Origin of the sequence: Actinomycetospora lutea, from assembly GCF_028737205.1 — a bacterium.
Taxonomy (GTDB): Bacteria; Actinomycetota; Actinomycetes; order Mycobacteriales; family Pseudonocardiaceae; genus Actinomycetospora; species Actinomycetospora lutea.
In genome coordinates this window covers 80,406-103,172 of sequence record NZ_JAQZAL010000006.1, presented here as the reverse complement: position 1 = coordinate 103,172, position 22,767 = coordinate 80,406, and the positions used below count along the sequence as shown (strand labels likewise).

The window sequence follows — 22,767 nt, the reverse complement described above, 5'->3', positions numbered from 1 at the left end:
CACGGGACCGGGGAGGGGGCAGCACGTCAGAGTTGCTGGAAAGAGGGACTGCTCAGAGCTGCTCGGTCTCGGCGTAGTCCTGGCCGTCGTCGTCGGAGACCCCGTAGCCGCCGAAGCCGCCGTCGGAGCCGTACGACTCGAAGCCCTCGGACGGGTAGTCGGCCGCCGCGGCGGACGGGTCGAACCCGGGCGGGCTGTCCTTGAGGGCCAGGCCGAGGCCGGCGAGCTTCATCTTGACCTCGTCGATGGACTTCGCACCGAAGTTGCGGATGTCCAGCAGGTCGGCCTCCGAGCGGCCGACGAGCTCGCCGACCGTGTGGATGCCCTCCCGCTTGAGGCAGTTGTAGGACCGGACCGTGAGGTCGAGGTCCTCGATGGGCATCGCGAACGCGGCGATCGAGTCGGCCTCGGCGGGCGAGGGGCCGATCTCGATGCCCTCGGCGTCGACGTTGAGCTCACGGGCCAGGCCGAAGAGCTCGACCAGCGTGCGACCCGCGGACGCGATGGCGTCGCGCGGCGTCATCGACGGCTTGGTCTCGACGTCGAGGATCAGCTTGTCGAAGTCGGTGCGCTGCTCGACGCGGGTCGCCTCGACCTTGTAGCTGACCTTGAGCACCGGCGAGTAGATCGAGTCGACCGGGATGCGGCCGATCTCGGCGCCGGAGGCCTTGTTCTGCGCGGCCGGGACGTACCCGCGGCCACGCTCGACGACCAGCTCGACCTCCAGGCGGCCCTGGTCGTTCAGGGTCGCGATGTGCAGGTCGGGGTTGTGCACGGTCACGCCGGCCGGCGGGACGATGTCCCCCGCGGTCACCGTGCCCGGGCCCTGCTTGCGCAGGTACATGGTCGCCGGCTCGTCCTCCTCGGAGCTCACGACGAGCTCCTTGAGGTTGAGGATGATGTCGGTGACGTCCTCCTTCACCCCCGGCACGGTGGTGAACTCGTGGAGGACCCCGTCGACACGGATGCTGGTCACGGCCGCGCCCGGGATGGACGACAGCAGGGTGCGACGCAGCGAGTTGCCGAGGGTGTAGCCGAAACCCGGCTCCAGCGGCTCGATGACGAACCGGGAGCGGGTGTCGTCGATGGCGTCCTCGGAGAGAGCAGGACGCTGGGAGATCAGCACTGACGAATTCCTTCCGATGCGGCGTCCGCTATTTGACGCCGAACCCGACCCGGCCCGAGCAGGCTGCCCGGGCCGGGGTACCGACTACTTCGAGTAGAACTCGACGATGAGCTGCTCCTGGACCGGCGTGTCGATCTGCGACCGCTCCGGGAGCGAGTGGACGAACACGCGCAGGCTGTCCGGGACGACCTGCAGCCACCCCGGGACGGGGCGGTCGCCGAAGTTCTCCTTCGCCACCACGAGGGGCAGCATGTTCCGGGACTTCTCCCGGACGTCGATGATGTCGTACTGCGTCACCCGGTAGCTGGGGACGTCGACCTTCTGGCCGTTGACCAGGAAGTGGCCGTGCCCGACGAGCTGGCGGGCCTGACGACGGGTCTGCGCGAGGCCGGCCCGGTAGACCACCGAGTCGAGCCGCGACTCGAGGAGCTTGAGGAACTCGTCGCCGGTCTTGCCCTCGCGACGGTTCGCCTCCTCGTAGTAGGCGCGCATCTGCTTCTCGAGCAGGCCGTAGGTGAAGCGGGCCTTCTGCTTCTCCTGCAGCTGCAGCAGGTACTCGGACTCCTTGATGCGGATCCGGCCGTGCTGCCCCGGCGGGTACGGGCGGCGCTCGAAGGACTTGTCGCCGCCGATCAGGTCGACCTTGAGACGGCGGGACTTGCGGGTGGCGGGGCCGGTGTAGCGAGCCATGTGGTGTCTCCTCTCCGGCCTTAGACCCGGCGACGCTTCGGCGGACGGCAGCCGTTGTGCGGCTGCGGCGTGACGTCGGCGATGGTGCCGACCTCGAGGCCCGCGGCCTGCAGCGAACGGATGGCGGTCTCACGACCCGAGCCCGGGCCCTTGACGAAGACGTCGACCTTCTTCATCCCGTGCTCGGCGGCCTTGCGGGCGCAGTTCTCGGCAGCCATCTGCGCGGCGAACGGCGTCGACTTGCGCGAGCCCTTGAAGCCCACGTGGCCGGCCGACGCCCAGCTGATGACGTTGCCGGTGGGGTCGGTGATCGAGACGATCGTGTTGTTGAACGTGCTCTTGATGTGCGCGTGGCCGTGGGAGATGTTCTTCTTCTCCCGGCGCCGGACCTTCTTGGTCCCGGCCGCGCCCTGGCGAGTCCTGGGTGGCATGCCTTCTCTTCCGTTTCGGGGGGTGTGGGGGCGCGACTACTTGCGCGCGGCCTTCTTCTTGCCGGCAACCGTCTTCTTGGGGCCCTTGCGCGACCGGGCGTTGGTCTTCGTCCGCTGCCCGTGCACCGGGAGATTGCGGCGGTGCCGCAGCCCCTGGTAGCTGCCGATCTCGACCTTGCGCCGGATGTCCGCCTGGACCTCACGGCGCAGGTCGCCCTCGACCCGGAAGTGGTTCTCGATGTACGCCCGCAGCGTGGCGGCGTCGGAGTCCGACAGGTCCTTCGACCGCAGGTCGAAGTCGATGCCGGTCTCGGTGAGGATCTCGCGGGCTCGGCTGCGGCCGATCCCGAAGATGTAGGTCAGCGCGATCTCCATCCGCTTCTCGCGGGGGAGATCGACGCCGGCGAGTCGTGCCATGGGGCGACGTGCTCCTCGTGTCGTCCGGGAGGTCTGGCTCCCTGCCCGTCCCGGAGCGCTGGGCTCCGGGCCCCGGCCTCCCGTGCCGGGGGTGCTCCGCCGGGGCGCGATCTCTCGTGCCGACGTAGGTGCGGGGAGGTGTGTGGTGTGCGGCGCGGGGCCGCGGTGGGCGCGGTGGGCGCATCGGCCCGGTGCGCCCGGTCGGGCGCGTCAGCCCTGGCGCTGCTTGTGGCGCAGGTTGTCGCAGATGACCATGACCCGCCCGTGACGGCGGACCACCTGGCACTTGGCGCAGATGCGCTTGACGCTCGGCTGGACCTTCACGTCCTCTTCCTCACTGATCCCGAGGCTGTGATCACTTGTAGCGGTAGACGATCCGGCCGCGCGAGAGGTCGTAGGGCGACAGCTCCACGACGACCTTGTCCTCGGGGAGGATCCGGATGTAGTGCTGACGCATCTTGCCGCTGATGTGCGCCAGGACCTTGTGCCCGTTCTCGAGCTCCACCCGGAACATCGCATTGGGCAGGGGCTCGATGACCCGCCCCTCGACCTCGATGGCGCCGTCCTTCTTCGCCATGTCCTCCGCATTCTTCTCGACGTACGCTGCCGTCCCACGGGACGACCACGCTCGGCGAGCGTGGGAGTCCGGGGACGGGGAGCGCGGCGTCTCGGCGTCCCCGACGCGGAGCGCGCGGACACCGGCACGACACGCGCACCAGCTGTCGAGTGTACGCGCGGCGTGTCGAGTGCCGCGTCACCGGGGGGTTCTCACCGCGCACCCGAACGGCCCGGGCGGGGTGAACCCGGCCCGCGCCGCGAGCGCCTGCAGGACGAGCACCACGCCCCACGGCCCGGCGACCCAGATCCACCAGGGTGCCACCGGCGCGCCCGTCCCGACCGACACGGCCACCCAGATCACCAGGTTCAGCACGGACACCGCCGCCCACACGGCGAGGGCGGCCCGCAGCGGCGACACGCGAGGCCGGCGCCGCGGGGCCTGCTCGGCCGCGGGTGCCGGCGGGAGGTCGGCGGTCAGCGGCGCCAGGTCGGCGCGCACCACCGCGCCGTGGGCCGCGCGCACCCGCTCGTCGTACTCGGCGAGGGTCAGGCGCCCCTCGCCATGAGCCTGCGCCAGCGCCGCCGCCACCCGCTCGCGCTCGACGTCCGCCACACGCACCTGATCGGACCCGTCCACGACGACCACCCCGTTCTCCTCGACAGGGTCCGAGCGTAACAGCGAGCAGATAGTTCCGCTATCCGACTTCACTGGCGAGTGCTCCCGCGTCCGCGCCACCGTGCCACGTGCCCGGCCGCGAGGGTCACCCTCGCTGCCTCCCACGCACCCAGGGACGCCCTCGCTCCCGAGAGCGGCGCCGACCGCGCGGGCGGCGCCTCAGGACGCCGGTGCGGTGAGCACGCGGGGGCCGTCGTCGGTGACCGCCACCGAGTGCTCCCAGTGCGCGGCGCGGCTGCCGTCCGCGGTGACGACGGTCCAGCCGTCCTCGAGCTCCTCGGTCTCGTCGCTGCCGCCGGTGAGCATGGGCTCGATGGCGAGCACCATCCCGCTGCGCAGCCGCATCCCGGTGCCGGCGCGGCCGAGGTTCGGGACGAACGGCTCCATGTGCATCGAGGTCCCGATGCCGTGCCCGCCGTAGTCGGCGACGACGCCGTACTCGCGGCCGTCCTCCGCGCCGCGGCGGCGGGCCTCCTCCTCGATGGCGTGCCCCACGTCGCCGAGACGGCCGCCGGGCACGAGCCGGGCGATCCCCGCCTCCATCGCCGACCGGCAGGCCGCCGAGATGGCCTCGTCCTGCGGTCTGGGAGTGCCGATCAGCAGCGTCACCGCCGCGTCGCCGTGCCAGCCGTCGAGGATCGCCCCGCAGTCGATCGAGACCAGGTCGCCGTCGCCGAGCACCTGCTCCCGCGACGGGATGCCGTGCACGACCTGCTCGTTGACCGAGGCGCAGATCGACGCCGGGAACCCCTGGTACCCGAGGAAGGAGGGCTCGGCGCCGGCCTCGCGGATGGTCGCCTCGGCGACCTCGTCGAGGTCGGCGGTGCTGGCCCCGGGCCGGGCCGCCTCGGTGACCGCGGCGAGCGCGGAGGCCACGACGAGGCCCGCGGCGCGCATCGCCTCGATCTGGCCGGGGGTCTTCATCTCCACGAGGCGCCCCCGCACGCGGTCGGCGAGACCGCCGACCCCGGCGGAGACCGCCTCGGTGAGGCCGGTCAGACCGCGGCTCGGGTTGCCCACTCAGTCGTCGGGCTCGTCGGCGAGGGCGTCCATGGCGCGGTCGGTGATCTCCTCGACCGATCCGACGGCGTCCACCCGCACCGCGATGTCCCGGTAGTGCTCGATCAGCGGCTCGGTCTCCGAGCGGTAGACCTCCTGGCGGTGCCGGATGGTCTCCTCGGTGTCGTCCGAGCGCCCGCGGGCCATGAGGCGCTTGACGAGCTCCTCGTCCTCGACCTCGAACACGAGCACCGCGTCGAGGCGCTGATCGAGCTCGCCCAGCACGCTCTCGAGCTCCTGGGCCTGCGCGGTGTTGCGCGGGAACCCGTCGAGCAGGAAGCCCTCCTGCGCGTCGGGCTGCGCGAGGCGGTCCTTGACCATCTTCACGGTGACCTCGTCGGGCACGAGGTCGCCGGCGTCGACGTAGCGCTGGGCCTCCTTGCCCAGCTCCGTCTCGTTCTTCATGTTCTCGCGGAAGATGTCGCCGGTGGAGATGTGGGGCGCGTCCAGGCGCTCGGCCAGCCGTGCGGCCTGCGTTCCCTTGCCCGCACCCGGCGGTCCCACCAGCACGATCCTCACGACAACGCTCCTTCGCCCTGACTATCCCGTGTACACCGGACCCGCCGCTCGACCGCTCGCGGTCAGCGCAGGAAACCCTCGTAGTTGCGCTGCATCAGCTGGCTCTCGATCTGCTTCACCGTGTCCAGCCCGACGCCCACCATGATCAGAACAGCCGTGCCCCCGAAGGGGAAGTTCTGGTTCTGCCCTTGACCGGTCAGGCCCAGGAAGAAGTTCGGCAGGACGGCGATGATGCCGAGGTAGATGGATCCCGGCAACGTGATCCGGGACAGCACGTAGCTGAGGTACTCGGCCGTGGGACGCCCGGGACGGATCCCGGGGATGAACCCGCCGAACTTCTTCATCTCGTCGGCACGTTCCTCGGTGTTGAACGTGATCGAGACGTAGAAGTACGTGAAGAAGATGATCAGCGCGAAGTACAGCAGGATGTGCAGCCAGTTGGACTGGTTCGCGAGGTAGGTCGAGACGAACCGCGAGAAGCCCGAGTTCTGGTTGCCCGTGATCCGCGAGAGCAGGTCGGGCAGGTAGAGCAGCGAGGAGCCGAAGATGACCGGGATGACACCGGCCTGGTTGACCTTCAGCGGCAGGTAGGTCGACGTCCCGCCGTACATCCGGCGCCCGACCATGCGTTTCGCGTACTGCACGGGGATGCGCCGCTGGCCCTGCTCGACGAACACGACGCTCGCGATGATGACCAGGCCGAACGCGCAGACCACCGTGAACGCCAGCGGGCCGGCGTTCTGCAGGATCGTGTTGCCCTCGGCGGGGATGCGGGCGGCGATCGAGGTGAAGATCAGCAGCGACATGCCGTTGCCGACGCCGCGCTCGGTGACGAGCTCGCCGAACCACATGATGACCGCGGTGCCCGCCGTCATGACGATGACGATGACCGCGAGGTCGAAGATGTCGGCGTTCGGCAGGATCGGGAACTGCGAGGGGTCGCAGTCCTGGAAGAGCTGGTTGCGGTCGGCGAGGGCGACGATGCCCGTCGACTGCAGGACCGCGAGGGCGATGGTCAGGTAGCGCGTGTACTGCGTGAGCTTGCTCTGACCGCTCTGCCCCTCCTTCTTCAACTGCTCGAAACGGGGGATCACGACCGTCAGCAGCTGGACGATGATGCTCGCCGTGATGTACGGCATGATGCCCAGCGCGAAGATCGACAGCTGGAGCAGCGCTCCGCCGGAGAAGAGGTTGATCAGCGAGTAGACGCTCGCGGCGTCACTGCCCTGGACCTGACGCAGGCACTCCTGCACGTTCGAGTAGGAGACGCCGGGCGCCGGGAGCGTCGCCCCGAGGCGGTAGACGGCGACGATGCCGAGCGTGAACAGGATCTTCTTGCGCAGGTCCGGTGTGGCCAGGGCTGACCGCACGGCGCCGAGCACTCGGACCTCCAGATGTCGTTCGGCCGCACCGCGGGCTCGTCGGGATTCGGAGCCGCGCGGGCCGGTGATCACCGGCCGCGCGCCGCGGGGGCGGCGCGCCGGGGCCGGGCCGGACCGGTCGAAGCGGCCCGGGGCGAGACTACACGGGGAGACGCCACCGGCCCCGGGCCGCTCCCTGTGCGGAGCGGCCCGAGGCCGGAGACGTCGGCACGTTGATGCTCCTACTCGGCCTTACTCGACGACGGTCGCGCTGCCGCCCGCGGCAGACAGCTTCTCGCTCGCCGAGCCCGAGAAGGCGTGCGCGGTGACGCGCAGCGCCACCGAGCCGACCTCGCCGGTCCCGAGCACCTTGATCGGGTGCCCCGGGCGCACGGCGCCGGCGCCCACGAGCTCGGCCGGGCCGACCTCGCCGCCGTCGGGGAACAGGCGGGCCAGGTCGCCGACGTTGACGACCTGCGAGACCACCTTGTTGCGGTTGCGGAAGCCCTTGAGCTTCGGCAGCCGCATCTGCAGCGGCATCTGGCCACCCTCGAACGCCGAGGGGACGTTCTTGCGGGCGCCGGTGCCCTTGGTGCCGCGACCGGCGGTCTTGCCCTTGGAGGCCTCACCGCGACCCACGCGGGTCTTCTCGGTCTTGGCCCCCGGCGCCGGACGCAGGTGGTGCAGCTTGATGGGGGAATCACCCATCGGTCACACCTCCTCGACCGTCACGAGGTGACGGACGGTGTGGATCAGGCCCCGGTTCTGGGGCGTGTCGGGGCGGACGACGGTGGCGCCGATCCGGCGCAGTCCCAGCGTGCGCAGGGACTCGCGCTGGTTGCGCTTGCCGCCGATCTCGGAACGGGTCTGGGTGACCTTGAGGTCTCCCGTTCCGGTCGAGCTCCGCTTCGCTTCGTCTGCCGCCATGTCAGGACCCCTGCCCCGCGCGGGCGCGCAGCATCCGCGCCGGCGCGACGTCCTCGATGGGCAGACCGCGGCGGGCCGCGACGGCCTCGGGGACCTGCAGGCCCTTCAGCGCCGCCACCGTGGCGTGCACGATGTTGATCGCGTTCTGGCTGCCGAGCGACTTCGACAGCACGTCCGCGATGCCCGCGCACTCCAGCACGGCGCGCACCGGACCACCGGCGATGACACCGGTACCGGGGCTGGCCGGACGCAGCAGGACCACGCCGGCCGCCTCCTCGCCCTGCACGGGGTGGGTGATGGTGCCGCCGACCCGGGGGACGCGGAAGAAGTTCTTCTTCGCCTCCTCCACGCCCTTGGCGATCGCGGCGGGCACCTCCTTGGCCTTGCCGTAGCCGACACCGACCATGCCGTCGCCGTCGCCGACGACGACCAGGGCGGTGAAGCTGAAGCGGCGGCCGCCCTTGACGACCTTGGCCACGCGGTTGATGGCGACGACGCGCTCGAGGTGCGGGGTGCGGTCCTGCCCGCGGTCGCGGCCGCCCTGCTGGCGGTCGCGACCGGCGCTGCCGCCCTGACGCTCGCCGCCCTGCTGGTTGGAGCCGGCCGGTCCGTCGCGCCGTGTGCGTCCCGGCATCAGGAGTTCCTTCCGTTCGTGTTCATCTCGGAGCTCGTCCGCTGGGTCGAGCTCCGCTTCGCTGCGTCTCCCGGCATCAGAACTGGAGCCCTCCCTCACGGGCCGCGTCCGCGAGCTGCGCGATGCGGCCGTGGTAGCGGCGTCCGCCGCGGTCGAAGACGACCGCGTCGATGCCCTGGTCCTTGGCGCGGGAGGCGACGAGCTCCCCGACCTTGGCGGCCTGGGCCTTCTTGTCGCCCTCCATCCCGCGCACGTCGGCCTCCAGGGTGGAGGCGTGGGCGAGGGTGTGGCCGGCGATGTCGTCGACCACCTGCGCGGTGATGTGCCGCGTGGAGCGGGTGACGACCAGGCGGGGACGCGTCGGGGTGCCGGCGATCTTCTTGCGCAGCCGGACGTGGCGGCGCGTGCGACCCGTACGCCGCGTCTCCGAGACGTTCTTGCCCAGGTGACCCCGAGCCTTGGTGGTGGTGCCGTTGTTCTCAGCCATCACTTGCCCGTCTTCCCGACCTTGCGGCGGATCTGCTCGCCGGCGTAGCGGACGCCCTTGCCCTTGTAGGGGTCGGGACGGCGCAGCCAGCGGATGTTGGCGGCCACCTGGCCCACCAGCTGCTTGTCGATGCCCTGGACCGAGAAGCGGGTCGGGCTCTCGACCGCGAACGTGATGCCGTCCGGCGGGGTGATCTTCACCGGGTGGCTGAAGCCGAGCGCGAACTCGAGGTCCGAGCCCCGCAGCTGCACCCGGTAGCCGACGCCGTGGATCTCGAGCTTGCGCTCGTAGCCCTGCGAGACGCCCTGCACCAGGTTGTTGAGCAGCGAGCGCGACAGGCCGTGCAGCGCGCGGCTCTCCCGCTCGTCGTCGGGGCGCTGGACCGAGAGCACACCGTCGTCGAGCGAGACCGTGATCGGCTCGTCGACCTGGTGGCTCAGCGTGCCCTTGGGCCCCTTGACCGTGACGTTCTGCCCGTCGACGGTGACGTCGACGCCCGACGGCACGGTGATCGGGGCCTTGCCGATGCGTGACATGGTTCGGTTCCCCTTCCCGCTACCAGACGAAGGCGAGGACTTCCCCGCCCATCCGTCGCTGGTGGGCCTGCCGGTCGGTCAGGAGCCCGGACGACGTCGAGATGATCGCGACGCCGAGGCCGCCGAGCACCCGCGGGAGCTCGTTCGACTTCGCGTAGATGCGCAGGCCGGGCTTGGAGACCCGCTTGATGCCGGCGATGCTGCGCTCGCGGTTCGGGCCGTACTTGAGGTCGACCACGAGGGACTTGCCCACCGTGGCGTCCTCGGTGCGGTACCCGGCGATGTAGCCCTGCTCGAGCAGGACCTGCGCCACGTGGGCCTTGAGCTTGCTGTGCGGCATGGTCGCGTTCTCGTGGAACGCCGAGTTGGCGTTGCGGATGCGCGTCAACATGTCCGCGATCGGGTCGGTCATCGTCATGACCAGGTCACCTTCCTCGCCGTGGTTCCCCGGGTGGCGCGCGTGCGGGCGCTCCCGATGGCGGGCCTGCGGCGTGTGGAGCTGCTGTCAGCGGTGGTACGGACGCGCGTGTGCCCATGGACCTGGGCCGAGCCGTCGAGCAGGTGCTCGCGGTGGGCGACGCGCTGGATGAGGCGCAGGAGCTCGGGGTCGATCGCCCCGCTGCTCGGTGCCTCGGGGGTCACGGGACCCTCGGCGGTGTTCCCTGAGGTCTTCGTGGGGCTCACCAGGAAGCCTTGCTCACGCCCGGGAGCTCGCCCCGGTGCGCCATCTCGCGCAGGCAGACCCGGCAGAGCCCGAACTTCCGCAGGACCGCGCGAGCGCGCCCGCAACGGTTGCAGCGCGTGTACCCGCGCACCGCGAACTTCGGCTTGCGCGCGGCCTTGTTGACCAGTGCCTTCTTCGCCATCTCAGTTCTCCCTGAACGGGAAGCCGAGCTGACGGAGCAGCGCCCGGCCCTCCTCGTCGGTCGTCGCGGAGGTGACCACGGTGATGTCCATCCCCCGCGGCCGGTCGATCGAGTCCTGGTCGATCTCGTGGAACATCGTCTGGTCCGAGAGACCGAACGTGTAGTTGCCGGACCCGTCGAACTGCTTCGGCGACAGGCCGCGGAAGTCGCGGATGCGCGGCAGGCCGATGGTCAGCAGCCGGTCCAGGAACTCCCACATGCGCGCGCCCCGCAGGGTCGCGCGGGCACCGATCGGCATGCCCTCGCGGAGCTTGAACTGCGCGATCGACTTGCGGGCCTTGCGGATCTCCGGCTTCTGGCCGGCGATGAGGGTGAGGTCGCGGACCGCGCCCTCCATCAGCTTCGAGTCACGCGCGGCCTCGCCGACGCCCATGTTGACGACGACCTTGACGACGCCGGGGATGAGCATCGGGTTCGCGTACCCGAACTGCTCGTTCAGCGCCGGCTTGATCGCGTCGTGGTAGCGCTGCTGCAGCCGCGGACGGTCTCGATGGTCCGGCTCCGCTTCGCTGCGCGTCCCGTTCGCCGCGGGAGCTTCGGTACTGGTCACGAGAGGTCCTTCCCGCTGCGCCGCGAGATGCGCACGCGCTTCTGCTCGCCCTCGCCGCCCGCACGGGTGCCAACGCGGGTCGGCTTGCCGTCGGCGTCAACGACCATCACGTTCGAGACGTGGATCGGCGCCTCCTGCGTGACGATCCCGCCGCTCTGGGCACCGCGCTGGTTCGCGGACTGGGCCGTGTGCTTCTTGACGCGGCCGACACCCTCGACGAGGACCCTGTCGCGGTCGGGGTAGGCCTGGATGACCTTGCCCTTGGCGCCCTTGTCCTTGCCGGCGATGACGACGACCGTGTCGCCCTTCTTGACCTTCATCTGCTACAGCACCTCCGGCGCGAGCGAGATGATCCGCATGAACCTCTTGTCGCGCAGCTCGCGGCCCACGGGGCCGAAGATGCGGGTCCCGCGGGGCTCACGGTCGTTCTTGATGATGACGGCGGCGTTCTCGTCGAACTTGATGTACGAGCCGTCCGGGCGGCGCTTCTCCTTGCGGGTGCGCACGACGACGGCCTTGACCACGTCACCGCGCTTGACGCCGGAGGCCGGGATGGCCTCCTTGACCGTCGCGACGATGACGTCGCCGATGCCCGCGTAGCGGCGCGAGGAACCACCGAGCACGCGGATGCACAGGATTTCCCTGGCCCCGGTGTTGTCGGCGACCCGCAGCCGCGACTCCTGCTGAATCACTGCTTCTTCTCCTGACCTGCCCGCACCAGCGAACGGTTTCTAGGGCTCACTTGGCCTTCTCGAGGATCTCGACGAGACGCCAGCGCTTGGTGGCCGACAGCGGCCGGGTCTCCATGAGGAGGACGCGGTCGCCGGGGCCGGCAGTGTTGTTCTCGTCGTGCGCCTTGACCTTCTTCGTGCGCCGGATGACCTTCGAGTAGCGCGGGTGCTTCACCCGGTCCTCGAGGCTGACGACGATGGTCTTGGCCATCTTGTCCGAGACGACCAGGCCCTCACGCACCTTGCGCAGGCCGCGGTCGTCGTTGCGGGCCTCGGCCGGGCTCTGCTGGGCGTTCTCGCCCTGCTTCACCTCGGACCGGACCTGCTGCTCCTCGTCGCGCTCCGGGGCCGAGGCCCCCGAGCTGGACGGAGTCGTGTCCTGGGTCTCGCTCATGCCGCTCCCTCCTCATCGGGGGCGACCGACAGGCCGAGCTCGCGCTCGCGCATCACCGTGTAGATGCGCGCGATGTCGTGACGCACGGTCCGCAGTCGACGGTTGTTGTCCAGCTGCCCGGTCGCCATCTGGAAGCGCAGGTTGAACAGCTCGGCCTTGGCCTCGCGGGCCCGGGCCACGAGCTCCTCGCTCGTGAGCTCGCGCAGCTCGCTGGCGGGGGTTCCGGCGGCCATCAGAAGGTCTCCTCACGGCTCACGATGCGGCAGCGCATCGGCAGCTTGTGCTGCGCGCGGCGCAGGGCCTCGCGGGCCGTGGCCTCGTTCGGGTAGCTCATCTCGAACATGACCCGGCCCGGCTTCACGTTGGCCACCCACTTCTCGGGCGAGCCCTTGCCGGAACCCATGCGGGTCTCGGCCGGCTTCTTGGTCAGCGGCCGGTCCGGGAAGATGTTGATCCACACCTTGCCGCCACGACGGATGTGCCGCGTGATGGCGATACGGGCGGACTCGATCTGCCGGTTGGTGACGTAGGCGTGCTCCAGGGCCTGGATGCCGTAGTCGCCGAAGGACATCTGGGTGCCGCCCTTGGCGGCGCCCGTCCGGTCCGGCCGGTGCTGCTTGCGGTACTTGACCTTGCGGGGGATCAGCATGGGTCTAGGACTCCGTCTGCGTGGTCGCCTCGGGGGCGGCACCGGCCGGCGCGCCGCCCGTGCTGGCACCGGCGGCGGCCTGCTCCGCGGCGGCGCGCCCGGCCTCGGTGCTGGTGCCGGTCGTGCCCGACGAGCCGGAACGACGCCCGCGCGGACGGTCGTTGCCGCCACCGCGGCCACGGCCACCCCGCGGGTCGCGGGTCGCGGCGTCGAGCGCGGCCTGGCGCTCCGACTCGCGCTTCCCGCCGACGACGTCGCCCTTGTAGATCCAGACCTTCACGCCGATGCGGCCGAAGTTGGTCCGGGCCTCGAACAGGCCGTAGTCGATCTCGGCGCGGAGCGTGTGCAGGGGCACGCGGCCCTCGCGGTAGAACTCCGAGCGCGACATCTCGGCGCCACCGAGCCGGCCGGAGCACTGCACCCGGATGCCCTTGACGCCCGGCGAGCGCATGGCCGACTGCATGGCCTTGCGCATCGCGCGACGGAACGACACGCGGTTGGACAGCTGCTCGGCCACGCCCTGCGCGACGAGCTGCGCGTCCGCCTCGGCGCCCTTGACCTCGAGGATGTTCAGCTGGACCTGCTTGCCGGTCAGCTTCTCGAGGTTGCCGCGCAGGCGGTCGGCCTCGGCGCCGCGGCGCCCGATGACGATGCCGGGACGCGCGGTGTGGATGTCGACGCGGACGCGGTCGCGGGTGCGCTCGATCTCGACCTTGGAGATGCCCGCCCGCTCCATGCCCTTGGAGAGCATGCGACGGATCTTGACGTCCTCGGCGACGTAGTCGGCGTACTGCTTGTCGGCGTACCAGCGCGACTTCCAGTCGGTGGTGATCCCGAGGCGGAAGCCGTGCGGGTTGATCTTCTGGCCCATCAGCGGCCACTCCTCTTCGCGCGCGAACGGCCGCCCTGCGCCGGGGCCACCTCGGTCACCTCGACGTAGATGTGGCTGGTCCGCTTCCGGATGCGGTAGGCCCGGCCCTGCGCGCGGGGCTGGAACCGCTTCATGGTCGGACCCTCGTCGACGGTGATCGTCGAGATCACCAGGTTCGCCGGGTCCAGGTCGACGTTGTTCTCGGCGTTGGCCACCGCGCTCGCGACGACCTTGGCCACCGGGCCGGCTGCCTTCTGCTGGGCGAACTCCAGCACCGAGGCGGCCTGACCGACCGGCATGCCGCGGACGAGGTCCACCACGCGGCGGACCTTCATCGGCGACATGCGCACGTAGCGCGCCCGCGCCACGGCACCGCGGGGGGCCGTGTCGGCTGGTGCAGACATCTCTGACGTTCCTTCCTGATTCCGGGCCATGGGGGTCCCGCGCTCCATGTCGTCCTAGCGACGACGGGAGCGGCGGTCCTCCTTGACGTGCCCGCGGAACGTGCGGGTCGGGGCGAACTCGCCGAGCTTGTGCCCGACCATGGACTCCGAGACGAACACCGGGACGTGCTTGCGCCCGTCGTGGACGGCCAGCGTGTGGCCGATCATGTCCGGGATGATCGTCGACCGACGGGACCAAGTCCTGATGACGGTCTTGCGGTTGGCCTCGTTGAGCGCGTCCACCTTCTTGAGCAGGTGGTCGTCGACGAACGGGCCCTTCTTGAGACTGCGTGGCATCGCTTCGCTCCCTCCTGCTCTCGTCAGCGCTTCTTGCGGTTCTTGCCGGTGCGGCGGCGGCGCACGATCATGCGGTCGCTCTCCTTGCGGCCGCGGGTGCGGCCCTCCGGCGTACCGGCCGGGTTCACCGGGTGGCGGCCACCGGACGTCTTGCCCTCACCACCGCCGTGCGGGTGGTCGACCGGGTTCATGACGACGCCGCGGACCGTCGGGCGCTTGCCGCGCCAGCGGTTGCGGCCGGCCTTGCCCCAGTTGATGTTCGAGTGCTCGGCGTTGCCGACCTCGCCGATGGTGGCGCGGCAGCGGACGTCGACGTTGCGGATCTCGCCCGAGGGCATCCGCAGCTGGGCGTACGGCCCGTCCTTCGCGACCAGCTGGACGCGGGCACCGGCCGAGCGCGCGATCTTCGCGCCGCCGCCGGGGCGGAGCTCGATCGCGTGGATCACCGTGCCGGTGGGGATGTTGCGCATCGGCAGGTTGTTGCCCGGCTTGATGTCGGCCTTCGGGCCGGCCTCGACCGTGGCGCCCTGGGCCAGACGCTCCGGCGCGATGATGTAGCGCTTCTCGCCGTCGGCGTAGTGCAGCAGGGCGATGCGGGCGCTGCGGTTGGGGTCGTACTCGATGTGCGCGACCTTGGCCGGCACGCCGTCCTTGTCGTGACGGCGGAAGTCGATGAGCCGGTAGGCCCGCTTGTGGCCGCCGCCCTGGTGCCGGGTGGTGATGCGCCCGGTGACGTTGCGGCCGCCCTTGTTGTGCAGCGGGCGGATCAGCGACTTCTCCGGGTGGTCGCGCGTGATCTCGGCGAAGTCCGAGACGCTCGCGCCACGCCGCCCGGCGGTCGTCGGCTTGTACCTACGGATTCCCATTGGTCAGCTCCCTGCCCCGGGCGCGCCGAACACGTCGATGGTCCGGCTCTCGGGCGTCACCGTCACGACCGCGCGCTTGGTGTCCTTGCGCTTGCCGAAGCCGCGGCGGGAGCGCTTGCGCTTGCCCTCGCGGTTCAGCGTGTTCACGCTGGCCACCTGCACGTCGAAGATCTCCTGGACGGCGATCTTGATCTGCGTCTTGTTCGCGTCCGGGCGCACCAGGAACGTGTACTGGCGCTCCTCGAGGAGCCCGTAGCTCTTCTCGGAGATGACCGGCGCGATGATCACGTCTCGCGGGTCGGCGATCACTTCTCGGCCTCCTGTCCACCCGCGGTGCGGGCGGCGGTCTCGGACCGGCTCCGCTCCGCTGCGCGGTTCACGAACGCCTCGAGTGCCGCCGACGTGAAGACCACGTCGTCGGCACGCAGGACGTCGTAGGTGTTCAGCTGGTCCGGCGTGATCTGGTGGACCGCCGGCAGGTTGGCCACGCTGCGGCGGCCGGCCTCGTCGTCGCGGGTGATGACCGCGAGGACCAGGCGGTGCTCACGGCTCGGCGTCACGACGCCCTCGAGCGCGGTGCGCGCGCCCCTGGTGGACGGTGCGTCGCCGTCGACCAGCGCGGAGAAGACGTGGATGCGCTCGTGACGGGCGCGGTCCGACAGCGCGCCGCGCAGGGCCGCCGCCTTCATCTTCTTCGGGGTCCGCTGGTCGTAGTCGCGCGGCGTCGGCCCGTGGACGGTGCCGCCGCCGGTGAACTGCGGCGCGCGCACCGAGCCCTGGCGGGCGCGGCCGGTGCCCTTCTGGCGGTACGGCTTCTTGCCGCCGCCGCGGACCTCGCCGCGTGTCTTGGTGTCGTGCGTGCCCTGGCGGGCCGCCGCGAGCTGCGCGGTGACGACCTGGTGCATGAGCGCGGTGCTCGCCGGGGCGTCGAACAGCTGGCCCGGGAGCTCCGCGGTGCCGTCGGTGCCGCCGGTGGGCGTGTGCACCGAGACCGTGCGGGTCTCGCCGCCGGCCTGCGCGTGGGCGTCACGGCGCGCGAGGCGACGGGCCTCGCCGGCCGAGTAGCCGGAGCGGCGCGCCGTCTGCGGCGTCGAGGCCTCCAGCGTCGCGGTCGCGGCGGCCGTCGCCGAGGTCGTCGGGGCCGAGACCTGCTCGCCGCCGTCCTTGCCCTCGGTGTCGGTCACGCCGGGGGTGTGTCCGTCGGCGGCCTTGGAGGATTCGGGGGAAGTCACTGGGCACCGCCCTTCGCGGGGTCGACCTTCGCGGCCGAGGTCACGAGGACGAGGCCGCCGCGCGGGCCCGGGACGGCGCCGCGGATGAGCAGCAGGCCCGCGTCGGCGTCGACGCCGTGCACGGTCAGGTTCTGGGTGGTGGTCTTGACGTTGCCCATGCGGCCGGCCATGCGCGTGCCCTTGAAGACGCGCGCCGGGGTGGCGCAGCCGCCGATGGAGCCGGGCGAGCGGTGCTTGCGCTGCGTGCCGTGGCTGGCCCCGAGGCCGCCGAAGCCGTGGCGCTTCATGACACCTGCGGTGCCCTTGCCCTTGCTCGTGCCCGAGACGTCGACGACGTTGCCGGCGGAGAACGCCTCGGCGGTGACCTCCTGGCCGACCTCGTACTCGCTCGCGTCGCTCGTGCGGAGCTCGGCGAGGTGGCGCCGCGGGGTGACACCGGCCTTGGAGAAGTGGCCCGTCTCGGGCTTGTTCACCTTGCGCGGGTCGATCGCCCCGTAGGCGATCTGGACGGCGTTGTAGCCGTCGACCGAGGGCGTCCGCACCTGCGTGACGACGCAGGGGCCGGCCTTGACGACGGTCACCGGGACGATGCGGTTCGCCTCGTCGAAGACCTGGGTCATGCCGACCTTGGTGCCGAGGACGCCGCTCATCTTCCGCTCCGGCTTGGCCGGGGAGTGTGCTGCAGTCATCTCCGACCTCACTGGATGTTCACGTCGACGCTCGCCGGGAGGTCGATGCGCATGAGCGCGTCCACCGTCTTCGGCGTGGGGTCGACGATGTCGATCAGTCGCTTGTGCGTGCGCATCTCGAAGTGCTCGCGCGAGTCCTTGTACTTGTGCGGCGAGCGGATGACGCAGTACACGTTCTTCTCGGTGGGCAGCGGCACGGGCCCGACCACGGAGGCGCCGGTGCGCGTCACGGTCTCGACGATCTTGCGAGCCGACGCGTCGATCGCTTCGTGGTCGTAGGCCTTGAGCCGGATGCGGATCTTCTGTCCCGCCATGGTGGCTTTGCCGTTCCTCTTCTCGTCCCGCCGGGGGCATACGCCCCCGGTGGCTGGCCAGGTTCTCGAGACGCCCCGGTGCGTGCCGGTCGAATCCGTGTCCCCACCGGGACCGTTGCCGGTCCACGCGGTCGGGCGTGTCGAATCCGTCGGCAGGCTCCGCCGCGTGCCCTGAGCACGCTGCGGCCCCGCGGACCCCGCGCTGTTCAACGTGTGTCCGTCCCGCACCCGCGAGGGATGGCGGCACGGTGGACCTCCGGCGCGTGGCCGTCGGCCCGGGCCCACGGTGTGGCTCTCGGACCCCCGCTCACAGCAGGGCGGCCGGCTCGATACCGCATGAGCCGGCCGCCCCGTGCGAGCTAGGGCTCCAGTGTCGCACGGACGCTCTCGCGCCCGTTCACCGGGGCCTCGGGTGCTACTTGTTGATCTTGATGACCTGGCCGGCGCCGACCGTCCGGCCACCCTCACGGATGGCGAACTGGAGGCCCTCCTCCATGGCGATCGGCTGGATCAGCTGGACGGACATCTCGGTGTTGTCACCGGGCATGACCATCTCGGTGCCCTCCGGCAGCGTCACGACGCCGGTGACGTCGGTGGTCCGGAAGTAGAACTGCGGGCGGTAGTTGTTGAAGAACGGCGTGTGCCGTCCGCCCTCGTCCTTGCCCAGGATGTAGACCTGGCCCTCGAACTCGGTGTGCGGGGTGATCGAGCCCGGCTTGCCGATGACCATGCCGCGCTCGACGTCCTCGCGCTTGATGCCGCGCAGGAGGAGGCCGACGTTGTCGCCGGCGCGACCCTCGTCGAGCAGCTTGCGGAACATCTCGATGCCCGTGGTGGTGGTCTTCGTCGACTTCGCGCGGATGCCGATGATCTCCACCTCCTCGTTCACCTTGACGATGCCGCGCTCGACGCGGCCGGTGACGACGGTGCCGCGACCGGTGATGGTGAAGACGTCCTCGACGGGCATGAGGAACGGCTTGTCCGTGTCACGCTCCGGCGACGGGATGTTGTCGTCGACGGCGTCCATCAGCGACACGATCGCGTTCGCCCACTCGGCGTCGCCCTCGAGCGCCTTGAGCGCCGAGACGCGGACCACGGGGAGGTCGTCGCCGGGGAAGTCCTGCGAGCTCAGCAGCTCGCGGACCTCCATCTCGACGAGCTCCATGATCTCCTCGTCGTCGACCATGTCCGCCTTGTTCAGCGCCACCACGATGTAGGGCACGCCGACCTGGCGGGCGAGCAGCACGTGCTCGCGGGTCTGCGGCATGGGGCCGTCGGTGGCGGCCACCACGAGGATGGCGCCGTCCATCTGGGCGGCACCCGTGATCATGTTCTTGACGTAGTCGGCGTGCCCGGGGCAGTCGACGTGCGCGTAGTGGCGCTTCTCGGTCTGGTACTCGACGTGCGCGATCGAGATCGTGATGCCGCGCTGCCGCTCCTCGGGGGCCTTGTCGATCATGTCGAACGCCGAGGCCTGGTTGAGGTCGGGGAACTTGTCGTGCAGCACCTTGGTGATCGCCGCGGTGAGCGTCGTCTTCCCGTGGTCGATGTGACCGATCGTGCCGATGTTGACGTGCGGCTTGGTCCGCTCGAACTTGGCCTTCGCCACTGCTCTCGTCCTCCTGGACTTCTGTTCTCCCGCCCGCCCCTGGTGGTGGGACGGAACGGATGGTGCTCGTCGGTGTGGGTCCTGCCGTGTCTCGGAGGACCGAGAGGGCCGACACGAGGCTAGCGAAAGCCCCGCGACGGCCCGCGACCTGGTCCGTTGACGGCCTTCGGCGCGGCAGCTCCGCTGCGCTTCGTGCCGCCTCGACCCGGGCTCGCACCCGGGTCACGGACCGGCATCACTCGCCGGTCGCCTTGGCGATGATCTCCTTGGCCACGTTGGCCGGGACCTCCGCGTAGGAGTCGAACTGCATGGAGTAGTTCGCCCGGCCCTGGGTCCGCGACCGCAGGTCGCCGACGTAGCCGAACATCTCCGAGAGCGGGACGATCGCGCGCACGACGCGGCCGCCGGCCCGCTCCTCCATGGCCTGGATCTGGCCACGGCGGGAGTTGAGGTCGCCGATGACGTCGCCCATGTAGTCCTCGGGCGTGTTCACCTCGACGGCCATCACCGGCTCGAGCAGCGCGGGGTCGGCCTTGCGGGCCGCCTCCTTGAGCGCCATCGACCCGGCCACCTTGAACGCCATCTCCGACGAGTCGACCTCGTGGTACTGCCCGTCGAGCAGCGTCAGCTTGAGCCCGACCATCGGGTAGCCGGCCAGGATGCCGTACTGCATCGCGTCCTGGGCGCCCTCGTCCACCGACGGGATGTACTCCCGCGGCACGCGGCCGCCGGTCACCTTGTTGGAGAACTCGTAGAGCGGGCCGTCGGCCGTCTTCTCGAGCGGCTCGAGCTTGATGATGACGCGGGCGAACTGCCCCGAGCCACCGGTCTGCTTCTTGTGCGTGTACTCGTACTTCTCGACCGTCCGCCGGATGGTCTCGCGGTAGGCCACCTGCGGCTTGCCGATGTTGGCTTCGACCTTGAAGTCCGACTTCATCCGGTTGACCAGCACCTCGAGGTGGAGCTCGCCCATCCCCGAGATGATCGTCTGACCGGTCTCCTCGTCGAGGTTGACCCGGAAGGTCGGGTCCTCGTCGGCGAGGCGCTGGATGGCCGTGGAGAGCTTCTCCTGGTCGGCCTTCGACTTCGGCTCGACCGCGACGGAGATGACCGGCTCCGGGAAGGTCATCGACTCGAGGATCACCGGGTTCTGCGGGTCGCAGAGGGTGTCGCCCGTCGTCGTGTCCTTCAGGCCCACCACCGCGTAGATGTGGCCGGCGCGGGCCTCGTCGACCGGGTTCTCCTTGTTGGAGTGCATCTGCAGCAGCTTGCCGATGCGCTCCTTGCGGTCCTTGGTCGAGTTGATGATCTGCGTGCCCTGGGCGAGCTTGCCCGAGTACACGCGGACGTAGGTCAGCTTCCCGTAGAACGGGTGCGCGGCGATCTTGAACGCGAGCGCGGAGAACGGCTCGTCGGTGCTGGCGTGGCGCTGCACCGCGGTCTCGCCGTCGAGCAGCGTGCCGTTGACGGCGGGGACGTCGGTCGGCGCCGGCAGGTACGCGATGACGGCGTCGAGCATGGGCTGCACGCCCTTGTTCTTGAACGCCGAGCCACAGATGACCGGGTAGTAGTCACCGGTGACCGTCACGGCGCGGATGCCGTGCTCGATCTCCTCGACCGTGAGCTCCTCGCCGGCGAAGTAGCGCTCCATGAGCGCCTCGTCGTTCTCGGCGATGGCCTCGATGAGGGCAGTCCGGTACTCCTCGACCTCGTCGGCACGGTCGGCCGGGATCTCCTCGACGGCGTAGTCCTCGCCCTTGGAGACCTCGCCGCGCCAGGTCAGCGCGCGCATGCGCACCAGGTCGATGACGCCGTAGAACTCCGACTCCGACCCCATCGGCAGCTGCAGGACCAGCGGCTTGGCGCCGAGGCGGTCCTTGATGGTCTGCACGGTGAAGTAGAAGTCCGCGCCGAGCTTGTCCATCTTGTTGACGAAGCAGATGCGCGGGACGTTGTAGGTGTCGGCCTGGCGCCACACCGTCTCCGACTGCGGCTCGACGCCCTCCTTGCCGTCGAAGACGGCGACGGCGCCGTCCAGGACGCGCAGGGAGCGCTCCACCTCGACCGTGAAGTCGACGTGACCCGGCGTGTCGATGATGTTGATCTGGTGGTCTTTCCAGAAGCAGGTCGTCGCGGCGGACGTGATCGTGATGCCGCGCTTCTGCTCCTCCTCCATCCAGTCCATCGTGGCCGCGCCGTCGTGGACCTCACCGATCTTGTAGTTGATGCCGGTGTAGAACAGGACGCGTTCGGTCGTGGTGGTCTTGCCCGCGTCGATGTGGGCCATGATCCCGATGTTGCGGACCTTGCCCAGGTCGGTCAGCACGTCGCGTGCCACGAGATTTCCTCTTCCCGTCGGGTCGTCGCCGCGGGTCCCGCGGCGGATGTGTCTCGATCCGTGGGGCCCCGGGTGGTTCGCACCCGGGCGCCCCGCCGGATCACCAGCGGTAGTGCGCGAACGCCTTGTTCGACTCCGCCATCTTGTGCGTGTCCTCGCGACGCTTCACGGCGGCACCGAGGCCGTTCGAGGCGTCCAGCAGCTCGTTGGTGAGCCGGTCGATCATCGTCTTCTCCCGGCGCGCCCGGGAGTAGGTGATCAGCCAGCGCAGCCCGAGCGTGGTCGAGCGGCCGGCGCGGACCTCGATCGGCACCTGGTAGGTCGCGCCACCGACGCGGCGGCTGCGGACCTCGAGGGCCGGCTTGACGTTGTCCAGCGCCCGCTTGAGCGTGACGACGGGGTCGGCGCCGTTGCGCTCCCGGCAGCCCTCCATCGCCCCGTAGACGATGCGCTCGGCCAGCGAGCGCTTGCCGTCGACGAGCACCTTGTTCACCAGCTGCGTCACGAGCGGCGACCCGTAGACCGGGTCGGCGACGAGCGGACGCTTCGGAGCGGGTCCCTTGCGCGGCATGTCAGCTCTTGTCCTTCTTCGTCCCGTAGCGGCTGCGGGCCTGTTTGCGGTTCTTGACCGCCTGCGTGTCCAGCGCGCCGCGAATGATCTTGTAGCGAACGCCCGGCAGGTCCTTCACCCGACCGCCGCGCACGAGCACGATCGAATGCTCCTGCAGGTTGTGGCCCTCACCGGGGATGTAGGCCGTGACCTCGATGCCGTTCGAGAGCCGGACGCGCGCGACCTTGCGCAGCGCGGAGTTCGGCTTCTTCGGCGTGGTGGTGTAGACGCGCGTGCAGACGCCGCGGCGCTGCGGGCTCCCCTTGAGGGCCGCGGTCTTGGTCTTCTCGACCTTGTCCTCGCGGCCCCGGCGGACCAACTGCTGGATGGTGGGCATCGACCGGCTGTTTCCGTTCCTCTGCTGCTGTCTGATCGGGCTGCTGCTCCGCGTCCGGCACACCTGGCGTACCGACCGGCCACACGGGGGGCGCCGAGGTCCTCGGGATCCTCGGACCGGCGCACCGCACATCCGGGGCACGCGGAGCGACCCGACCACGTCGGGCACTGGACACCAGGGTACGCGCGTGCGTGAGGGCACGTTGCAGCGGGTCGGATCAGGGTGCCGGAGACCGCCTGCAACGGCCCGGCGACGCCGCCGGTGTCCTGCGCCGCGGCCCCTCCGTGGTCCTCGACCGCCGGTTCGACGGCCATGCCGGCGCGGGTCGACTGCACCGCACCGACCGGACTGGTGGCGAGGATACCGTGGCCCGAGCGACCTGCAACCCGCGCCCGACCCGTGTCCTCGTGAGCGGTACAACGCCGCCCCGGCGCCGGCGATTCCCGCCCGCGCGGCGGGGTCCGGGGTGGCGCAGCACGTCGCCGGGGGT

At 70.4% G+C, this 22,767-nt stretch carries 35 protein-coding genes; all 35 read right to left on the bottom strand.

The window, feature by feature from the left end:
• Positions 1–52: 52 nt before the first annotated feature.
• The 35 genes from PHK61_RS08955 to rpsL all read right to left on the bottom strand — a co-directional run bounded on the left by PHK61_RS08955 (position 53) and on the right by rpsL (position 22,277).
• Positions 53–1,126 (bottom strand): DNA-directed RNA polymerase subunit alpha, encoded by a 1,074-nt coding sequence (locus PHK61_RS08955; protein WP_274200589.1) that lies wholly within the window; start codon positions 1,124–1,126, stop codon positions 53–55.
• Between the two features lie 84 nt (positions 1,127–1,210).
• Positions 1,211–1,816: a 30S ribosomal protein S4 gene (gene rpsD, locus PHK61_RS08950; RefSeq protein WP_274280615.1), complete on the bottom strand. Its 606-nt coding sequence runs from the start codon at positions 1,814–1,816 to the stop codon at positions 1,211–1,213.
• Between the two features lie 20 nt (positions 1,817–1,836).
• Positions 1,837–2,247 carry a 30S ribosomal protein S11 gene (gene rpsK, locus PHK61_RS08945; protein WP_274280614.1) on the bottom strand — a complete coding sequence of 137 codons (411 nt, stop codon included), beginning with the start codon at positions 2,245–2,247 and terminating at the stop codon, positions 1,837–1,839.
• Between the two features lie 36 nt (positions 2,248–2,283).
• The gene (gene rpsM, locus PHK61_RS08940; protein WP_274280613.1) at positions 2,284–2,664 is read right to left on the bottom strand and encodes a 30S ribosomal protein S13; all 381 of its coding nucleotides are present in this window, start codon (positions 2,662–2,664) and stop codon (positions 2,284–2,286) included.
• A 210-nt stretch (positions 2,665–2,874) separates the two neighbouring features.
• Positions 2,875–2,988, bottom strand: a complete 114-nt coding sequence (gene rpmJ / locus PHK61_RS08935; RefSeq protein ID WP_018330934.1) for a 50S ribosomal protein L36 — start codon at positions 2,986–2,988, stop codon at positions 2,875–2,877.
• A gap of 31 nt (positions 2,989–3,019) precedes the next feature.
• Positions 3,020–3,241: a translation initiation factor IF-1 gene (gene infA, locus PHK61_RS08930; protein ID WP_030532868.1), complete on the bottom strand. Its 222-nt coding sequence runs from the start codon at positions 3,239–3,241 to the stop codon at positions 3,020–3,022.
• Positions 3,242–3,418: 177 nt separating this feature from the next.
• Positions 3,419–3,859 (bottom strand): DUF1707 SHOCT-like domain-containing protein, encoded by a 441-nt coding sequence (locus tag PHK61_RS08925; RefSeq protein ID WP_274280612.1) that lies wholly within the window; start codon positions 3,857–3,859, stop codon positions 3,419–3,421.
• A gap of 198 nt (positions 3,860–4,057) precedes the next feature.
• Entirely contained in the window at positions 4,058–4,822 is a 765-nt protein-coding gene (map, locus tag PHK61_RS08920) for a type I methionyl aminopeptidase (RefSeq protein ID WP_274280708.1), read from the bottom strand.
• Positions 4,823–4,918: 96 nt separating this feature from the next.
• Positions 4,919–5,476: an adenylate kinase gene (locus PHK61_RS08915; RefSeq protein ID WP_274280611.1), complete on the bottom strand. Its 558-nt coding sequence runs from the start codon at positions 5,474–5,476 to the stop codon at positions 4,919–4,921.
• A gap of 62 nt (positions 5,477–5,538) precedes the next feature.
• On the bottom strand, positions 5,539–6,858 hold the full coding sequence (secY, locus tag PHK61_RS08910; protein ID WP_274280610.1) for a preprotein translocase subunit SecY: 1,320 nt from the start codon (positions 6,856–6,858) through the stop codon (positions 5,539–5,541).
• Positions 6,859–7,089: 231 nt separating this feature from the next.
• Positions 7,090–7,545, bottom strand: a complete 456-nt coding sequence (gene rplO / locus PHK61_RS08905) for a 50S ribosomal protein L15 (RefSeq protein ID WP_274280609.1) — start codon at positions 7,543–7,545, stop codon at positions 7,090–7,092.
• A gap of 3 nt (positions 7,546–7,548) precedes the next feature.
• Positions 7,549–7,764, bottom strand: coding sequence for a 50S ribosomal protein L30 (gene rpmD, locus PHK61_RS08900; RefSeq protein WP_274280608.1), 216 nt, complete (start codon positions 7,762–7,764; stop codon positions 7,549–7,551).
• Between the two features lies 1 nt (position 7,765).
• Positions 7,766–8,398 (bottom strand): 30S ribosomal protein S5, encoded by a 633-nt coding sequence (gene rpsE, locus PHK61_RS08895; RefSeq protein ID WP_274280607.1) that lies wholly within the window; start codon positions 8,396–8,398, stop codon positions 7,766–7,768.
• Positions 8,399–8,474: 76 nt separating this feature from the next.
• Positions 8,475–8,885 carry a 50S ribosomal protein L18 gene (rplR, locus tag PHK61_RS08890; RefSeq protein WP_274280606.1) on the bottom strand — a complete coding sequence of 137 codons (411 nt, stop codon included), beginning with the start codon at positions 8,883–8,885 and terminating at the stop codon, positions 8,475–8,477.
• Positions 8,885–9,421 carry a 50S ribosomal protein L6 gene (gene rplF, locus PHK61_RS08885; RefSeq protein WP_274280605.1) on the bottom strand — a complete coding sequence of 179 codons (537 nt, stop codon included), beginning with the start codon at positions 9,419–9,421 and terminating at the stop codon, positions 8,885–8,887. Before rplF ends, rplR begins: the two co-directional genes overlap by 1 nt.
• A 19-nt stretch (positions 9,422–9,440) precedes the next feature.
• Positions 9,441–9,839, bottom strand: coding sequence for a 30S ribosomal protein S8 (rpsH, locus tag PHK61_RS08880; protein WP_274280604.1), 399 nt, complete (start codon positions 9,837–9,839; stop codon positions 9,441–9,443).
• 262 nt (positions 9,840–10,101) lie between these two features.
• Positions 10,102–10,287 (bottom strand): type Z 30S ribosomal protein S14, encoded by a 186-nt coding sequence (locus tag PHK61_RS08875; protein WP_116708473.1) that lies wholly within the window; start codon positions 10,285–10,287, stop codon positions 10,102–10,104.
• 1 nt (position 10,288) lies between these two features.
• Positions 10,289–10,822 carry a 50S ribosomal protein L5 gene (gene rplE / locus PHK61_RS08870; RefSeq protein WP_274280707.1) on the bottom strand — a complete coding sequence of 178 codons (534 nt, stop codon included), beginning with the start codon at positions 10,820–10,822 and terminating at the stop codon, positions 10,289–10,291.
• A gap of 71 nt (positions 10,823–10,893) precedes the next feature.
• A complete protein-coding gene (rplX, locus tag PHK61_RS08865; RefSeq protein ID WP_274280603.1) occupies positions 10,894–11,217 on the bottom strand; it encodes a 50S ribosomal protein L24 in 324 nt (107 codons plus the stop codon).
• Between the two features lie 3 nt (positions 11,218–11,220).
• The gene (rplN, locus tag PHK61_RS08860; protein WP_116708470.1) at positions 11,221–11,589 is read right to left on the bottom strand and encodes a 50S ribosomal protein L14; all 369 of its coding nucleotides are present in this window, start codon (positions 11,587–11,589) and stop codon (positions 11,221–11,223) included.
• A gap of 46 nt (positions 11,590–11,635) precedes the next feature.
• Positions 11,636–11,938, bottom strand: a complete 303-nt coding sequence (gene rpsQ / locus PHK61_RS08855) for a 30S ribosomal protein S17 (protein ID WP_420791373.1) — start codon at positions 11,936–11,938, stop codon at positions 11,636–11,638.
• Positions 11,939–12,018: 80 nt separating this feature from the next.
• Positions 12,019–12,255, bottom strand: a complete 237-nt coding sequence (gene rpmC / locus PHK61_RS08850) for a 50S ribosomal protein L29 (RefSeq protein WP_133829613.1) — start codon at positions 12,253–12,255, stop codon at positions 12,019–12,021.
• Positions 12,255–12,671 (bottom strand): 50S ribosomal protein L16, encoded by a 417-nt coding sequence (gene rplP, locus PHK61_RS08845; RefSeq protein WP_133829614.1) that lies wholly within the window; start codon positions 12,669–12,671, stop codon positions 12,255–12,257. Before rplP ends, rpmC begins: the two co-directional genes overlap by 1 nt.
• A 4-nt stretch (positions 12,672–12,675) precedes the next feature.
• Positions 12,676–13,542 (bottom strand): 30S ribosomal protein S3, encoded by an 867-nt coding sequence (gene rpsC / locus PHK61_RS08840; RefSeq protein ID WP_133829615.1) that lies wholly within the window; start codon positions 13,540–13,542, stop codon positions 12,676–12,678.
• Positions 13,542–13,946, bottom strand: coding sequence for a 50S ribosomal protein L22 (gene rplV / locus PHK61_RS08835; protein WP_274280602.1), 405 nt, complete (start codon positions 13,944–13,946; stop codon positions 13,542–13,544). The genes rpsC and rplV overlap by 1 nt, the downstream gene beginning before the upstream one ends.
• A 54-nt stretch (positions 13,947–14,000) precedes the next feature.
• On the bottom strand, positions 14,001–14,282 hold the full coding sequence (gene rpsS / locus PHK61_RS08830; RefSeq protein WP_116708465.1) for a 30S ribosomal protein S19: 282 nt from the start codon (positions 14,280–14,282) through the stop codon (positions 14,001–14,003).
• 23 nt (positions 14,283–14,305) lie between these two features.
• Entirely contained in the window at positions 14,306–15,148 is an 843-nt protein-coding gene (gene rplB, locus PHK61_RS08825) for a 50S ribosomal protein L2 (RefSeq protein ID WP_274280601.1), read from the bottom strand.
• Between the two features lie 3 nt (positions 15,149–15,151).
• Positions 15,152–15,457 carry a 50S ribosomal protein L23 gene (gene rplW / locus PHK61_RS08820; RefSeq protein WP_274200572.1) on the bottom strand — a complete coding sequence of 102 codons (306 nt, stop codon included), beginning with the start codon at positions 15,455–15,457 and terminating at the stop codon, positions 15,152–15,154.
• A complete protein-coding gene (gene rplD / locus PHK61_RS08815; protein ID WP_274280706.1) occupies positions 15,454–16,134 on the bottom strand; it encodes a 50S ribosomal protein L4 in 681 nt (226 codons plus the stop codon). The genes rplW and rplD overlap by 4 nt, the downstream gene beginning before the upstream one ends.
• 242 nt (positions 16,135–16,376) lie before the next feature.
• On the bottom strand, positions 16,377–17,030 hold the full coding sequence (gene rplC, locus PHK61_RS08810) for a 50S ribosomal protein L3 (RefSeq protein WP_476287554.1): 654 nt from the start codon (positions 17,028–17,030) through the stop codon (positions 16,377–16,379).
• Between the two features lie 47 nt (positions 17,031–17,077).
• A complete protein-coding gene (rpsJ, locus tag PHK61_RS08805) occupies positions 17,078–17,383 on the bottom strand; it encodes a 30S ribosomal protein S10 (RefSeq protein WP_018177839.1) in 306 nt (101 codons plus the stop codon).
• Positions 17,384–17,798: 415 nt separating this feature from the next.
• Positions 17,799–18,992 carry an elongation factor Tu gene (tuf, locus tag PHK61_RS08800; protein ID WP_274280599.1) on the bottom strand — a complete coding sequence of 398 codons (1,194 nt, stop codon included), beginning with the start codon at positions 18,990–18,992 and terminating at the stop codon, positions 17,799–17,801.
• Positions 18,993–19,227: 235 nt separating this feature from the next.
• Positions 19,228–21,330: an elongation factor G gene (fusA, locus tag PHK61_RS08795; protein ID WP_274280598.1), complete on the bottom strand. Its 2,103-nt coding sequence runs from the start codon at positions 21,328–21,330 to the stop codon at positions 19,228–19,230.
• 100 nt (positions 21,331–21,430) lie between these two features.
• Complete coding sequence (rpsG, locus tag PHK61_RS08790) at positions 21,431–21,901, bottom strand: 30S ribosomal protein S7 (protein WP_274280597.1); 471 nt, start codon at positions 21,899–21,901, stop codon at positions 21,431–21,433.
• A gap of 1 nt (position 21,902) precedes the next feature.
• Positions 21,903–22,277 (bottom strand): 30S ribosomal protein S12, encoded by a 375-nt coding sequence (gene rpsL / locus PHK61_RS08785; RefSeq protein ID WP_116708457.1) that lies wholly within the window; start codon positions 22,275–22,277, stop codon positions 21,903–21,905.
• Between the last annotated feature and the right edge of the window lie 490 nt (positions 22,278–22,767).

Coding starts and splice junctions, on each gene's coding strand:
- rpsD (WP_274280615.1), bottom strand. CDS start 1,816: ATGGCTCGCTACACCGGCCCCGCCACCCGCAAGTCCCGCCGTCTCAAG.
- rpsK (WP_274280614.1), bottom strand. CDS start 2,247: ATGCCACCCAGGACTCGCCAGGGCGCGGCCGGGACCAAGAAGGTCCGG.
- rpsM (WP_274280613.1), bottom strand. CDS start 2,664: ATGGCACGACTCGCCGGCGTCGATCTCCCCCGCGAGAAGCGGATGGAG.
- infA (WP_030532868.1), bottom strand. CDS start 3,241: ATGGCGAAGAAGGACGGCGCCATCGAGGTCGAGGGGCGGGTCATCGAG.
- map (WP_274280708.1), bottom strand. CDS start 4,822: ATGAAGACCCCCGGCCAGATCGAGGCGATGCGCGCCGCGGGCCTCGTC.
- rplO (WP_274280609.1), bottom strand. CDS start 7,545: ATGGGTGATTCCCCCATCAAGCTGCACCACCTGCGTCCGGCGCCGGGG.
- rpmD (WP_274280608.1), bottom strand. CDS start 7,764: ATGGCGGCAGACGAAGCGAAGCGGAGCTCGACCGGAACGGGAGACCTC.
- rpsE (WP_274280607.1), bottom strand. CDS start 8,398: ATGCCGGGACGCACACGGCGCGACGGACCGGCCGGCTCCAACCAGCAG.
- rplR (WP_274280606.1), bottom strand. CDS start 8,885: ATGGCTGAGAACAACGGCACCACCACCAAGGCTCGGGGTCACCTGGGC.
- rplF (WP_274280605.1), bottom strand. CDS start 9,421: ATGTCACGCATCGGCAAGGCCCCGATCACCGTGCCGTCGGGCGTCGAC.
- rpsH (WP_274280604.1), bottom strand. CDS start 9,839: ATGACGATGACCGACCCGATCGCGGACATGTTGACGCGCATCCGCAAC.
- PHK61_RS08875 (WP_116708473.1), bottom strand. CDS start 10,287: ATGGCGAAGAAGGCACTGGTCAACAAGGCCGCGCGCAAGCCGAAGTTC.
- rplX (WP_274280603.1), bottom strand. CDS start 11,217: ATGAAGGTCAAGAAGGGCGACACGGTCGTCGTCATCGCCGGCAAGGAC.
- rpmC (WP_133829613.1), bottom strand. CDS start 12,255: ATGGCCGCCGGAACCCCCGCCAGCGAGCTGCGCGAGCTCACGAGCGAG.
- rplP (WP_133829614.1), bottom strand. CDS start 12,671: ATGCTGATCCCCCGCAAGGTCAAGTACCGCAAGCAGCACCGGCCGGAC.
- rpsC (WP_133829615.1), bottom strand. CDS start 13,542: ATGGGCCAGAAGATCAACCCGCACGGCTTCCGCCTCGGGATCACCACC.
- rplV (WP_274280602.1), bottom strand. CDS start 13,946: ATGTCTGCACCAGCCGACACGGCCCCCCGCGGTGCCGTGGCGCGGGCG.
- rpsS (WP_116708465.1), bottom strand. CDS start 14,282: ATGCCACGCAGTCTCAAGAAGGGCCCGTTCGTCGACGACCACCTGCTC.
- rplB (WP_274280601.1), bottom strand. CDS start 15,148: ATGGGAATCCGTAGGTACAAGCCGACGACCGCCGGGCGGCGTGGCGCG.
- rplC (WP_476287554.1), bottom strand. CDS start 17,030: ATGAGCGGCGTCCTCGGCACCAAGGTCGGCATGACCCAGGTCTTCGAC.
- rpsJ (WP_018177839.1), bottom strand. CDS start 17,383: ATGGCGGGACAGAAGATCCGCATCCGGCTCAAGGCCTACGACCACGAA.
- rpsG (WP_274280597.1), bottom strand. CDS start 21,901: ATGCCGCGCAAGGGACCCGCTCCGAAGCGTCCGCTCGTCGCCGACCCG.
- rpsL (WP_116708457.1), bottom strand. CDS start 22,277: ATGCCCACCATCCAGCAGTTGGTCCGCCGGGGCCGCGAGGACAAGGTC.